A 12146-nucleotide genomic window follows, 5' to 3' on the forward strand; every position below is an offset into this window, starting at 1 on the left:
CGAAGATCAGCTCGCTTCCATCAAGCGCCCACACTTATCGGCTGTTAATTTTTAAAGAGCATTTCTGCGAGAAACTTCGTGTTTCTCAGCAGCGCTGCGTTTTCAGCAGCAGAGAAGCGAGATTATGAACCGTGTTTCGCAGATCGTCAACAACTTTTTAACTGCTTCGTTGCGACTGCGGGGTCCATCTTCCTGCGCCAGCCGTGCGCCCAACCTGCTGCACACCACCGACTTCGCTTCCCCTCTCCCGCGCCGCGTTGCCGTTAGCGCGAAAGAGGCGTGATTCTATGCACCTCGCGTCGATCGCGCAAGGGGTTCGATGCAACTTTTTTACAAAAGCCGCAATTCGGCCGTCCGGCCATGTCAGGGCACAAGACCGCTTATGGTGCAAAGAACGGACTAGAATGTGAGGTTCTTCGCCTCTTTCTATATACGTCTTTAATATGCGCCAGCGAATCGCCAAACGCCTCCCCCCCGATGCCGACAAACTGGTCGGTCTGTCGCTTGCGCTCTTCGCCTCGGGCAGCCGCATCGAGGATCGCTTCTGGGAAGCGAAGCTCGACGCGCTGCTCGCCAAGATAGTCCGCAACGGCAACCAGACCACGCTCGACGCAGCCCTCGACCATCTGCAGCAGAATCATCCCGACGCCTACGGCGCGCTCGCCGACATGGCCGAGACCCACAGCGAGTCGATGGTGATCGAGCACGACGGCCAGCCGTACGATGCGCTGCTGGTCGCCGTCCCGGTTCTCGCATGGACGCGCTACATGATTCCGTCGGGCCCGCTCAAGGGCGACGTGGCCGACGCGCTGCGAACGCACCTGCAGGCTCATGTCCTTGCGAACGGCACGCTCGTCGGGCTTGCCCCGTTCCTCTACAGCATCGACCAGTTGCCGCGGCATCACGTCGAGACCTACCGTCTTGCCCAGCAGCTCGCGCATGCGGCGATCGGCCAGCACACACCCAAGCTCAGCTTCGGCGACCTGCCCGAGACCTCGCCGATCCTGGCCGACCCGCGCTTCCTGCTCGCCGTCGTCGCCGCGCCCGCCGGGGCGCCGCTGTTCCGCTGGCAGGAAGAAGAAGGCGGTAGCCGGATCGAGCGCGGTCAGTGCCTCGAACAATGGACGGCCCAAGGCGGCCCGAATCTGTCGATCGCACTGCCCGGATGCGAATTCGAGTGCCTACTTCCGGACGCGTACTACTCGGCCTGCCGCGACGCGGACGAACGCATTCGTCCACACACGGTGCGAACCGCCATTCGTTATCTTTTCGACACACTTGGTACGGCGCCGCAGGAGCTGCGCGCAGTGGTCGCCGGCTTTGGCGAACGCCGTATCGACGAATATCGTGTCGGCTTCACTCGGCGTGCGAGCAACGACGTAATCTACGGCGTCGTGTGGCCGCTCTACGGCCGTGAAAACGGCGACGTGTCGATCGACAGCGCGACGCTCGAAGGCGAGGCGCCGATCGAAGGGCCGCTCGAGGAAATCGTGAGCCTGTTGAAGGAATGATCGAATTGCTCTCTGAATCGCTGGAAGGGCTTTCCGCCGCCATGATCGCCGAGCTGGGACGCTACCGGCATCAAGTCTTCATCGAGAAGCTGGGCTGGGACGTGGTCTCCACCTCCAGGGTCCGCGACCAGGAATTCGACCAGTTCGACCATCCGCAAACCCGCTACATCGTCGCCATGGGCCGCCAGGGCATCTGCGGTTGCGCCCGCCTGCTGCCGACGACCGACGCCTACCTGCTCAAGGACGTCTTCGCCTACCTGTGCAGCGAAACCCCGCCGAGCGATCCGTCGGTCTGGGAGCTTTCGCGCTACGCCGCCAGCGCGGCGGACGATCCGCAGCTGGCGATGAAGATATTCTGGTCCAGCCTGCAATGCGGCTGGTACCTGGGGGCCAGTTCGGTGGTGGCGGTGACCACCACGGCCATGGAGCGCTATTTCGTTCGCAACGGCGTGATCCTCCAGCGCCTCGGCCCGCCGCAGAAGGTCAAGGGCGAGACGCTGGTCGCGATCAGCTTCCCGGCCTACCAGGAGCGCGGCCTGGAGATGCTGTTGCGCTACCACCCGGAATGGCTGCAGGGTGTACCGCTGTCGATGGCGGTGTGAATGCGGTGTAACCGACGTCCGACGGCACGCGGGCCGCTTCGAACCCGAATACTGCGACGACTGCGGCGTGCCGCTTTACGCAGATCCGCTCGGCGAAATCGTCCATGCGGAAATGCCGGAAGACGCCTCGCCCGCCCAGCCGCACTTCCACTAATCTCTCGCAGCAGGCCCGAACGGCCTGCCCTCCCGAAGCCGCTCCCGGTTCCCGCCGGAGCGGCTTTTTTCTTGTCCTATATTCCGTCGCTCAAAATTTCAGACTTTTCCTAAGCCTTTCAGCCAAGCAGACATCGTGTAAGGTCTTTGTCATTATCGGGGCCAACGCATGCCCGACAGCAGATCAATGACCCACCCTTACGGAGGTTGAATATGCGGTTCCTGGTGCTTTACTCAGACGCCGAACGGCGTGACGGACTGAAGGCCCTGTTGCGACAGATCGACCGCCACGCCAGCATCAACGATGCACCCGACAGCTTCCAGGCGCGCCGGCTGCTGCGCACCCAGCGTTTCGACCTCGTCGCGATCGACTGGCTGGACGTCGGCCGGCTAAGCGAACTGCAGGCACTCTGCAGCGCCTGCTCGCCGACGCCCGCGGCCGTAATGATCGACGAAGCCTCGCCGGAGGCCATCCAGCGCTTCTTCAACTATGGCGTAGCAGGCGTGATCCCGCATTCCACGCGGCCGCACCTGATCGTGCGTGCGCTCGAGATGGTGCTGCTGGGCGGGCACTACATCCCGCCGATCGCCCTCCGCCTGCTGCCCTCCGCCGCCGGAGCGCGCCACGAGGCCCATTTCCAGACGCTCGCCGGATCGCTGCCCCGCCGCGCGCCGAGCGGCCTGTTGTCGCCCAGGCAAGCGCAGATCATGCGCTTCGTCCACATGGGCAGCACGAACAAGATGATTGCCCGCACGCTCGGTATCAGCGAAGGCACCGTGAAAATCCACCTTGCCAGCATCTTCCAGCAACTTGGCGCCGTCAACCGCGCCGCCGCGGTCGCGATCTACAACGGCTGGCTGTCACCGCACCTCGAAGTGCTGCTGGCGAATCGCAACCGCACCCGCAAGCCGGCCATCGGCGAACGCGGCACCGTTCCACTACGCACGCCACGGAACGATCATCGGTACCCGTTGCCAGCCGCGCATGCCGGCACGCAGGACCTGCCGCTCGCCGCCGAGCCGCGGGCACGGTTCCGGCGCGAGCGCTAGCAGACAGTCTCGATATTGCGACGGTCGACATGTGCGGATTCCCACCTTTGATGCTCAACGAGTAATATGAACGCATGGGTTTTCTTTTCACACCGCTTCCGCTCTGGGTTGGCATCGGTGGCTGGATCGCCGCCGTGGCCCTGCTCGCGCTCGCGATCTGGAATCGCCCCTTCGTGCGCCTTCAGGACGCCACGCTCCAGCACGTGTGGCTTGCGCTCGTCACCGCAATCGCGGTCCTCTGGGCCTCGAATGGCCTTGGTTGACGGTTTTCTTGAGCTGGAACGCTCAAGTGGAAAATTGGAGTGGAGCGCCATCCTGCAGAAGATGGCGAGCGACCTTGGATTCTCGAAGATCCTGTTCGGCCTGTTGCCTAAGGACAGCCAGGACTACGAGAACGCCTTCATCGTCGGCAACTACCCGGCCGCCTGGCGCGAGCATTACGACCGGGCTGGCTACGCGCGGGTCGACCCGACGGTCAGTCACTGTACCCAGAGCGTACTGCCGATTTTCTGGGAACCGTCCATCTACCAGACGCGAAAGCAGCACGAGTTCTTCGAGGAAGCCTCGGCCGCCGGCCTGGTGTATGGGCTGACCATGCCGCTGCATGGTGCTCGCGGCGAACTCGGCGCGCTGAGCCTCAGCGTGGAAGCGGAAAACCGGGCCGAGGCCAACCGTTTCATAGAGTCGGTCCTGCCGACCCTGTGGATGCTCAAGGACTACGCACTGCAGAGCGGTGCCGGACTGGCCTTCGAACATCCGGTCAGCAAACCGGTGGTTCTGACCAGCCGGGAGAAGGAAGTGTTGCAGTGGTGCGCCATCGGCAAGACCAGTTGGGAGATATCGGTTATCTGCAACTGCTCGGAAGCCAATGTGAACTTCCATATGGGAAATATTCGGCGGAAGTTCGGTGTGACCTCCCGCCGCGTAGCGGCCATTATGGCCGTTAATTTGGGTCTTATTACTCTCTGAATGCGTGGCTCGATGATGGCATCGTCATGCATCTGCTGGGCGCAACGCTACTCGTCACGCTGTTCGACTGGACGCTCGCGCTGATTGCAATGGGCGCCGTCACGGCGGTGGCTGCGATCATCTTCGACGCGCCGTGGCAGGGCATTGGCCTGACCTATCTGATCTACGGCGCGCTGCCTGTCACCGTGTCGGCGTTGCTGCAGCGCGCCGCGCTCGCATGGCTGCCGCACAACCTCGCGTCGTTCATCACCGGCCAGGGATTCCTGTCGCCGGCCATCGCGATCATCGCGGTCGCCGCCGCAGCAGCGGGCGTCCAGCTCGCCCTCGCGGACGGCGTGCCTGTCGTGATTCCTGCCGGTTATCTGTTGAACACTGCACTGCTCGCGCTCGGCGAAGCGTGGTTCACCGGCATGGCGACTGCGCTCATCGCCGTCTATCGCCCTGCGTGGGTCACGACCTTCGACGTCCGGCGCTATCGCCTCGGCGGCCCGCGCGCCTGAAACTCCTTCGGATCGGGGCACCGTCAGCACGTGCCGGCGACATTTTCCGCAGCGCGGGAGAATAGGCCATCTACTGCCGCACAACTTTTTTACGCTAAGATTGAACTCCTGTTCTCCATCGGGCATCTATACGTGCCCGATGTCTCCTTCGCTCCTCACCAATAACCAGATGGACAGCTCACCTGCCTCGCTCCGGATTCTCCGGGCGCTCGGCAAGCTGGCAGCCTGTGTCGCGGGCCTGTCGCTTGCGCTTCCGACACCGGTATTCGCCGACCTGCTCGATCAGCGCTCCGAACTGATCAACAAATTCGTCAACGAAATGCATGCCGATCCGCTCGCGGCCGATTGTGCGGCGCACGGCAGCTTCATCGCCAGCACGTCGTCGGCCTTCGACCGCGTCGACTTCGCGCCGAACGCATTCGACAGCGGCAACGCGACGATCACGCCGTGGAACGACTCGTTCGACCAGGGCAAGCAGCGCGTGAAGGTCGACAACATGGTCACGGTCGACGGACTCGGCGTCCACAGCGACGGCAGCGACCCGACGCCGCTGAAATTCCGTTGCGGCTACGTCGGCCAGCAAATGCTCGCGTTCAGCTGGAACGACCCCGTTCCGCCGCTGAAGCCGCGCGTCGAGCGCTCCACGTCCTCGACGAAGAAGTTCAAGGGCAAATCGCACCGGGGTAATGCAAAGGCGAAGGCATCGGGCCGCACCGGCAAGAAGGCCGTCGCAACGAAGAAATCAGGCGGCCAAAAGAAAGCCGTGAAGAAGAAAACCGCGAAGAAGTCCTGATACGACGGAGCGGCAACGACAGAAGCAAAAAAGCCGGGGCATCTCAGGATGCCCCGGCTTTTTTGATGCGACGACGATACGCTTACCCGAACGTGTCGACGTGTACCAGGATCGCGGCCAGCATCGCGGCGCCAAGCGCCGCGCTGCGCTCACCGTTCCAGCCGACACGCTCGTCGGGCAGGTTCGCGTTGTCCTTGAACGGCATCTCGAGCGTCAGCGACAGGCAGCCGAACTGATGGCCGATGTACTTCGACGCGAGCTTGAGCGCGTCCTCCTTGTACTTGCTCGCCGCATACCCATACTCGGTCTGGAAGTCAGGGCTCGCGACCTTGAACGCGTCGATGAACGCGGTCTGCTCCTTGCCCTGCTGCTCGGTAAAGCTCGGCAGCATCTCCGAACCGGCAACGAACACGTACGGCAGATCCTCGTCGCCGTGAATGTCGAAGAACATGTCGCAGCCGATCGCGTGGATCGCGTCGCGCACGGCCAGCACCTCGGGGCTGCGCTCGGCATCGGGCATCATCCATTCGCGGTTCAGGTTCGCACCTGTCGCATTGGTGCGCAGGTTGCCATGCACGCTGCCGTCCGGATTCATGTTCGGGACGATGTAGAACGTCGCGCGATCGTAGAGCTTGCGCGCGACCGGATCGCCGGCCCAATTGCCCCATCCGGCCAGCCGCTTGACGAGGCCTTCGACAAACCACTCGGCCATCGTCTCGCCCGGATGCTGACGCGCGATGATCCACACCTTCTTCTTTGGCGCGCCGTCGGTTTCCGGCGTGCCGAGCGTCAGCAGCGACATCGGGCGGCCTTCGACCGTGCGGCCGAGCTCGACGACGCTCGCCTGCGGCAACTGCTGGACGGCGCCGAGAAATGCCGCGTGACGCTCTTCCGAGTACGGTTCGAAATACGCGTAGTAGATGCTGTCGAACTCCGGCGTATGGTCGATGGTCATCGTCTTGCCGTCAAACGTCGTCGGCACGCGGAACCAGTCGACCCGGTCGTAGCTCGCCACCGCGCAGTAGTTGCGCCAGCCGGACGGATACGCGCATTCGGCGGCATTCTCGAACGTCATCACGCACCGTTCGCCGCGCGCGCCCGTCAAGCGGTAGTAAAACCATTGCGCGAATTCCGAGCGGCTGTCGCCGCGCACGCGCAGCCGAATCGCAGCGGGGCTGTCGCACGACACGACGTCGATTGCGCCTGCGTCGAAATTGCTGGTGATCGAAAGGGTCATCTGTTTCTCCAGTGTCGACCTGAGTTAGTGCTTCAGCACTTGCTCCGGTCCCATGCAAAGCTGTCGACCGGAACAGGCGGTGTACCGCTTGCCCGGCCTCATGCATGCGCCGGCCATCTCGTGAACGGCCGGCATGGTCACTCGCCGACTCGCCGGCGATATACGTAAGTCGAATCGTTCGACGCAGCCGCGTCGAACGCATAGCCTTCCGTCGCGAACTCCTTCAGCGACTTCGGCTCGGTAATACGGTTCTCGACGATAAAACGCGCCATCAGGCCGCGCGCGCGCTTCGCATGGAAGCTGATGATCTTGTAGCGGCCGCCCTTCCAGTCCTCGAACACCGGCGTGATGACAGGCGCGGCCAGCAGTTTCGGCTTGACCGACTTGAAGTATTCGGTCGACGCGCAGTTGACCAGCACGCGCGCCGAGCCGCTGCGCGTCTCGAGCTGCTCGTTCAGCGCCCGCGTGATGCGGTCGCCCCAGAACGCGTACAGATCCTTGCCGCGCGCGTTCGCGAAGCGCGTACCCATTTCGAGCCGGTACGGCTGCAGCAGGTCGAGCGGGCGCAGCAGCCCGTACAGGCCCGACAGGACGCGCACGTGTTGCTGCGCATAGTCGAGATCGGCGGACGACAGCGATTTCGCATCGAATCCTTCGTAGACGTCGCCGTTGAACGCCAGCACGGCCTGCTTCGCATTGGCCGGCGTAAAGGTCGGCGACCAGTCCGCGTAGCGCTGGAAGTTCAGGCGCGCGAGCGGATCGGAGATATCCATCAGCGTTGCGATGTCCTGCGGCGAAAGCTTGCGCAGGCCGTCGATCAACTCGGACGCGTCGTCGACGAATGCAGGCTTCGTGTAAGACTGGACGTGCGCGGGCGTATCGTAGTCGAGGGATTTGGCGGGAGAGAGAACGATTATCATAGAGGCTCGCTGGCACGCCGTGCCTTGCGGTCAGACGAAAACCACCGATTGTAACGAATGACCAGCTCCCTCGCCCCGCACGTCGCGCACCGCGTCGTGCTCGACTCGAACGTCTGGATCGACATCCTCGTATTCGACGACCCCGCTACGCGCCCGATCCGGGCCGCGCTGGAACGCGGCGCGCTTGCCGCCGTGATCGACGGCCGCTGCCTGACCGAACTCGAGTACGTGCTCGATTATCCGCAGTTCCAGGCGCGTGCGATCGACAAGGCCGCCGCGCTCGCGACCGTCGCCCGCCTCGCGAGCCTCGTCGAGCCGCCGCCCGTCGACGCCGACGCGCCGCCGCTGCCGAAGTGCAAGGACCGCGACGACCAGAAGTTTCTCGAACTCGCCCGCGCCGCGCGGGCCGAGTGGCTCGTGTCGAAAGACCGTGCGCTGCTGAAGCTCGCGAAGCGCACTGCACGCGACTTCGGTTTCCGGATCGCGCAACCCGCGCCGTTTGCCGAAGCCTGCGCGCTCGACGCCGCACCGACCACGCCGGCCTGACGCACGCGGCGGCACCCGATTTCGACCGTATCGATGAACGCTCCTTCAGACATGCCAACGACTCCCGTTTTCCCCTCGCGCCTGCCGAACGTCGGCACGACGATCTTCACGGTCATGAGCGCGCTTGCCGCCGAAAAAGGCGCCGTGAACCTCGGCCAGGGCTTCCCGGATTTCGATTGCGATCCGCGCATCGTCGATGCGGTCGCGACCGCGATGCGCAACGGGCACAACCAGTATCCGCCGATGGCCGGCGTCGCACCGCTGCGCGACGCGATCGCCGACAAGATCGCGCACGTCTACGGCCGGCGCTACGATCCGGCCACCGAGATCACGGTGACGGCCGGCGCGACGCAGGCACTGCTGACGGCAATCCTGTGCGCGGTGCATCCGGGCGACGAAGTGATCGTCGTCGAACCGACCTATGACAGCTACCTGCCGTCGATCGAACTCGCAGGAGGCAAGCCGGTATTCGTCACGCTGGAGGCGCCCGACTACGCGATCCCGTTCGACCGTCTCGCGGCCGCGATCACGCCGAAAACGCGCATGATCCTGATCAACACGCCGCATAACCCGACGGGTACCGTGTGGCGCGAGGCGGACATGCGCAAGCTCGAGGAGATCGTACGCGGCACCAACGTACTGATCCTGTCGGACGAGGTCTACGAGCACATGGTCTACGACGGCGCGCGCCACGAGAGCGTCGCGCGCTATCCGGAACTCGCCGCACGCAGCTTCATCGTGTCGAGCTTCGGCAAGACCTATCACGTGACGGGCTGGAAGGTCGGCTATGTCGCGGCGCCTGCCGCGCTGACCGCGGAATTCCGCAAGGTCCACCAGTTCAACGTATTCACGGTGAATACGCCGATGCAGATCGGGCTCGCCGATTACCTGCGCGACCCGGCACCGTACCTGACACTCGCCGGCTTCTACCAGAAGAAGCGCGACTTCTTCCGCGCAGGCCTCGAGCGCACGCGCTTCAAGCTACTGCCATGCACGGGCACGTACTTCCAGTGCGTCGATTACTCGGCGATCAGCGACCTGCCCGAAGCGGAATTCTCGAAGTGGCTCACGTCGGAGATCGGCGTGGCCGCCATTCCGGTGTCGGCGTTCTATCACGAGCCGCACGAATCGGGTGTCGTGCGTTTCTGCTTCGCGAAGCAGGAAAGCACGCTCGCATCCGCACTCGAACGGCTCGTCCGACTGTAAGTCCACGCGGGCGGCCACGCGCCGCCCCGCCGGAGAAGCCGGAGAATCGCGCTTACGAACGCGCGCCGCTCGTCGCCTCGACATACGCCTTGCGATCGGCTGCCACGCGCTGCGCGGCGGCACGCTCACCGACCTTCTTCGCGTGAGCCTTCCAGTCGATGCCCGCATCGAGCAGGAAGTCGTGTCCGAACACGGCCTTCGTCGCCATCCCGATGACCGGCAGATGGATCGATGCCGCGATGTCCGCGAGACTGAACGACTCGCCGAGCACATACGGGGAAAACTGCGTCATCTGCTTGAACGCATCGATCGCCCGCGGCAGGCGCTTCTCGACGTGCGCCTTCATCCCGTCGCTGACCTTGCCGCCGAAAAACGCTTCCGTATAGACCTCGCGCGCCATCCATTCGAGATACAGCTCGAGCGTCTCGACCAGCTCGCGCACCTTCGCAGCCGCAAACGGCCCCGCCGGGAAAATGGCTTTCTCGGGATAGCGCGCCGCCAGGTACTCGATGATCACCTGCGACTCGAACAGCGCGCCCTCTTCGGTCTTCAGGAACGGGATCTTGCCGAGCGGCGAATCGGCGAGCTGGGCCGGATCGCTGATCGGCAAACCGCACACCGACTCCTCGAACGGAATGTCGTGCTCGAGCAGGACGAACTTCACCTTGTTGTAATAGTTGGACAACGGAATACCGCACAGCTGTAGCATCGGAGTCTCCTTCCTTGCGGGAGTGCGGCCGCAACGATGCCGGCCGCATCGGGATTCATCGCGCTGAAAAGCACGTTCGTGCTAGTCTAAAACAGTTTCACTGTCCGTCACGACAACATTACATCCGCTGCGGCGGCAGCGCCGCCAGTCCGCGCAACGCGCGCGGCGCCGCAGCCTCGCCATCCGATGGAGACACACTCGCATGAGTGCTGAACTGCTGGCCTCGCGTCCGCCCGAGAGCGATTCGACGCTCGTCCTCACGCTATCCAATCCCGGTGCGCGCAACGCGCTGCATCCCGACATGTACGCGGCCGGCGTCGAAGCGCTCGCCACTGCCGAACGCGATCCCGGGATTCGCGCGGTCGTGCTGACGGGTGCCGACCGCTTCTTCTGCGCAGGCGGCAACCTGAACCGGCTGCTCGACAACCGCTCGAAGGATCCGTCCTGCCAGGCCGACAGCATCGATCAGCTCGGCGCATGGGTGACGGCGATTCGAGCGTCGACGAAGCCGGTGATCGCGGCGGTCGAAGGCGCGGCGGCCGGCGCGGGCTTCTCGCTCGCGCTAGCGTGCGACCTGATCGTCGCCGCGCACGATGCGAAGTTCGTGATGTCGTACGCGCGCGTGGGCCTGACGCCCGACGGCGGCGGCTCGTGGTTCCTCGCGCGCGCGCTGCCGCGTGCGATCGCGGCCGAGATCCTGTTCGAAGGCAAGCCGGTCGCGGCCGAACGCCTGCATGCGCTCGGCGTGGTCAACCGGCTCGCCGTTCCCGGCGCAGCGCTGAACGACGCGCTTGCATGGGCCGACGCACTCGCCGGCATCTCGCCGAACGCACTCACGCGCATCAAGTCGCTCCTCGACGTTGCGACGACTCAGCCGCTAGAACCGCATCTCGGTACCGAGCGCGATCATTTCGTCGCCTCGCTGCATCACGCGGACGGGCTCGAAGGCATCACCGCCTTTCTCGAGAAACGCCAGCCCCGCTACAAGCGCTGATCCGCGTCGGCCGACGACGATCGTGCACGGCGACTACCGGCTCGACAACCGGATCTTCCATCCGCACGAACCGTGCGCGCCCGCCGTGCTCGACCGGGAACTGTCGGCACGTCGGCAATCATCTCCCGTTCGCCTGCACGTACGCATCGGCAGGCATGTTTCCGTCGCCAGCAGTCCGTGCCGAACCATGCTCTAATGACCGCCTGTCGCGGCGCGCTGCCGGCGCCGTTTTCGCGCATGCAACCAAGGAGTTGACGATGATCGACGTCTACAGCTGGGCGACCCCGAACGGCCACAAGGTACACATCATGCTCGAGGAAACGGGCCTCGCCTACCGTGCACTTCCGGTCGATATCGGCGCAGGCGACCAGTTCAAGCCCGAGTTCCTGAAGATCAGCCCGAACAACAAGATTCCGGCGATCGTCGATCCTGACGGCCCCGGCGGCAAGCCGATCTCTCTGTTCGAATCGGGTGCGATCCTGATCTACCTCGCGGAGAAGACCGGCAAGTTCCTGCCGACCGATCCGGCCACCCGCTATGCGACGCTCGAGTGGCTGATGTTCCAGATGGGCGGTATCGGCCCGATGCTGGGGCAGGCGCACCATTTCCGGCTGTACGCGCCGGAAAAGATCGAATACGCGGTCAACCGCTATACGAACGAAGCGAAGCGCCTGTACAACGTGATGGAAAAGCGCCTCGGCGAATCCGAATATCTCGCGGGCGACGCGTACACGATCGCGGACATTGCGACGTTCCCATGGACGCGCTCATGGCAGAACCAGGGCATCGTGCTCGACGAGTTGCCGAACGTGAAGCGCTGGCACGAGGCAATCGCCGCGCGACCGGCCGTGCAGCGCGGCGTCGAAGTACTCGCGTCGATGCGCAAGGCGCTGCAGGACGACAAGGCACGCGAGGTGCTGTTCGGCGCGACGCAATACGCGAAGCATTGACCCGTG

The 12146-nt window shown here is 64.1% G+C and carries 12 protein-coding genes and 3 pseudogenes; 12 read left to right on the forward strand and 3 right to left on the reverse strand.

The features are described from left to right. Positions 1-443: 443 nt before the first annotated feature. From ACNQQL_RS20875 to ACNQQL_RS20910, 8 genes and pseudogenes are all read left to right on the forward strand, one after another. Positions 444-1508, forward strand: a pseudogene (locus ACNQQL_RS20875) (DUF2863 family protein); the annotation flags it as partial. Continuing rightward, entirely contained in the window at positions 1508-2113 is a 606-nt protein-coding gene (gene rhlI / locus ACNQQL_RS20880) for an acyl-homoserine-lactone synthase (RefSeq protein ID WP_003138177.1), read from the forward strand. The pseudogene ACNQQL_RS20875 and the gene rhlI, both read left to right, overlap by 1 nt. Continuing rightward, positions 2112-2267 (forward strand): annotated as a pseudogene (locus tag ACNQQL_RS20885) (DUF2863 family protein); the annotation flags it as partial. The gene rhlI and the pseudogene ACNQQL_RS20885, both read left to right, overlap by 2 nt. 212 nt (positions 2268-2479) lie before the next feature. After that, positions 2480-3316, forward strand: coding sequence for a response regulator transcription factor (locus ACNQQL_RS20890; RefSeq protein WP_072440674.1), 837 nt, complete (start codon positions 2480-2482; stop codon positions 3314-3316). A 74-nt stretch (positions 3317-3390) separates the two neighbouring features. Continuing rightward, positions 3391-3579 carry a hypothetical protein gene (locus tag ACNQQL_RS20895; protein ID WP_347065499.1) on the forward strand — a complete coding sequence of 63 codons (189 nt, stop codon included), beginning with the start codon at positions 3391-3393 and terminating at the stop codon, positions 3577-3579. Continuing rightward, positions 3566-4285, forward strand: coding sequence for a transcriptional regulator LasR (lasR, locus tag ACNQQL_RS20900; protein ID WP_347032980.1), 720 nt, complete (start codon positions 3566-3568; stop codon positions 4283-4285). The genes ACNQQL_RS20895 and lasR overlap by 14 nt, the downstream gene beginning before the upstream one ends. Next, a pseudogene (locus ACNQQL_RS20905) lies at positions 4276-4785 on the forward strand (energy-coupling factor ABC transporter permease); the annotation flags it as partial. The gene lasR and the pseudogene ACNQQL_RS20905, both read left to right, overlap by 10 nt. Before the next feature lie 139 nt (positions 4786-4924). Next, complete coding sequence (locus tag ACNQQL_RS20910) at positions 4925-5578, forward strand: BspC domain-containing protein (protein WP_175962907.1); 654 nt, start codon at positions 4925-4927, stop codon at positions 5576-5578. Positions 5579-5660: 82 nt separating this feature from the next. Here ACNQQL_RS20910 and ACNQQL_RS20915 read toward each other — a convergent pair whose 3' ends face one another. Both ACNQQL_RS20915 and yaaA read right to left on the reverse strand, forming a co-directional pair. After that, complete coding sequence (locus ACNQQL_RS20915; RefSeq protein WP_347065348.1) at positions 5661-6815, reverse strand: M14 family metallopeptidase; 1155 nt, start codon at positions 6813-6815, stop codon at positions 5661-5663. A 137-nt stretch (positions 6816-6952) separates the two neighbouring features. Beyond that, on the reverse strand, positions 6953-7735 hold the full coding sequence (gene yaaA / locus ACNQQL_RS20920) for a peroxide stress protein YaaA (RefSeq protein WP_347065349.1): 783 nt from the start codon (positions 7733-7735) through the stop codon (positions 6953-6955). Between the two features lie 57 nt (positions 7736-7792). On the opposite strand from yaaA, the gene ACNQQL_RS20925 reads away from it, so the two are divergent. Together ACNQQL_RS20925 and ACNQQL_RS20930 are read left to right on the forward strand one after the other, a co-directional pair. Next, positions 7793-8281: a putative toxin-antitoxin system toxin component, PIN family gene (locus tag ACNQQL_RS20925; RefSeq protein ID WP_347065352.1), complete on the forward strand. Its 489-nt coding sequence runs from the start codon at positions 7793-7795 to the stop codon at positions 8279-8281. A gap of 33 nt (positions 8282-8314) precedes the next feature. Further along, positions 8315-9487: a pyridoxal phosphate-dependent aminotransferase gene (locus tag ACNQQL_RS20930; RefSeq protein WP_347065354.1), complete on the forward strand. Its 1173-nt coding sequence runs from the start codon at positions 8315-8317 to the stop codon at positions 9485-9487. Positions 9488-9539: 52 nt separating this feature from the next. Here the strand turns inward: ACNQQL_RS20930 and ACNQQL_RS20935 are convergent, their stop codons facing one another. Further along, positions 9540-10196 carry a glutathione S-transferase gene (locus ACNQQL_RS20935; RefSeq protein ID WP_347065357.1) on the reverse strand — a complete coding sequence of 219 codons (657 nt, stop codon included), beginning with the start codon at positions 10194-10196 and terminating at the stop codon, positions 9540-9542. A 202-nt stretch (positions 10197-10398) separates the two neighbouring features. Here ACNQQL_RS20935 and ACNQQL_RS20940 point away from each other — a divergent pair, with 202 nt between their 5' ends. Together ACNQQL_RS20940 and ACNQQL_RS20945 are read left to right on the forward strand one after the other, a co-directional pair. Further along, positions 10399-11190 (forward strand): oxepin-CoA hydrolase, alternative type, encoded by a 792-nt coding sequence (locus ACNQQL_RS20940; RefSeq protein ID WP_204423917.1) that lies wholly within the window; start codon positions 10399-10401, stop codon positions 11188-11190. A 257-nt stretch (positions 11191-11447) separates the two neighbouring features. After that, positions 11448-12140, forward strand: a complete 693-nt coding sequence (locus tag ACNQQL_RS20945) for a glutathione binding-like protein (protein WP_347065359.1) — start codon at positions 11448-11450, stop codon at positions 12138-12140. The last annotated feature ends 6 nt before the right edge of the window (positions 12141-12146 follow it).

Source organism: Burkholderia sp. LFS061 (assembly GCF_047978125.1).
Classification (GTDB): domain Bacteria; phylum Pseudomonadota; class Gammaproteobacteria; order Burkholderiales; family Burkholderiaceae; genus Burkholderia; species Burkholderia pyrrocinia_C.

Bases quoted from the DNA above. Each gene is read 5' to 3' on its own strand.
- rhlI (WP_003138177.1), top strand. From the start codon at position 1,508: ATGATCGAATTGCTCTCTGAATCGCTGGAAGGGCTTTCCGCCGCCATG.
- ACNQQL_RS20890 (WP_072440674.1), top strand. From the start codon at position 2,480: ATGCGGTTCCTGGTGCTTTACTCAGACGCCGAACGGCGTGACGGACTG.
- ACNQQL_RS20895 (WP_347065499.1), top strand. From the start codon at position 3,391: ATGGGTTTTCTTTTCACACCGCTTCCGCTCTGGGTTGGCATCGGTGGC.
- lasR (WP_347032980.1), top strand. From the start codon at position 3,566: ATGGCCTTGGTTGACGGTTTTCTTGAGCTGGAACGCTCAAGTGGAAAA.
- ACNQQL_RS20910 (WP_175962907.1), top strand. From the start codon at position 4,925: ATGTCTCCTTCGCTCCTCACCAATAACCAGATGGACAGCTCACCTGCC.
- ACNQQL_RS20915 (WP_347065348.1), bottom strand. From the start codon at position 6,815: ATGACCCTTTCGATCACCAGCAATTTCGACGCAGGCGCAATCGACGTC.
- yaaA (WP_347065349.1), bottom strand. From the start codon at position 7,735: ATGATAATCGTTCTCTCTCCCGCCAAATCCCTCGACTACGATACGCCC.
- ACNQQL_RS20925 (WP_347065352.1), top strand. From the start codon at position 7,793: ATGACCAGCTCCCTCGCCCCGCACGTCGCGCACCGCGTCGTGCTCGAC.
- ACNQQL_RS20930 (WP_347065354.1), top strand. From the start codon at position 8,315: ATGAACGCTCCTTCAGACATGCCAACGACTCCCGTTTTCCCCTCGCGC.
- ACNQQL_RS20935 (WP_347065357.1), bottom strand. From the start codon at position 10,196: ATGCTACAGCTGTGCGGTATTCCGTTGTCCAACTATTACAACAAGGTG.
- ACNQQL_RS20940 (WP_204423917.1), top strand. From the start codon at position 10,399: ATGAGTGCTGAACTGCTGGCCTCGCGTCCGCCCGAGAGCGATTCGACG.
- ACNQQL_RS20945 (WP_347065359.1), top strand. From the start codon at position 11,448: ATGATCGACGTCTACAGCTGGGCGACCCCGAACGGCCACAAGGTACAC.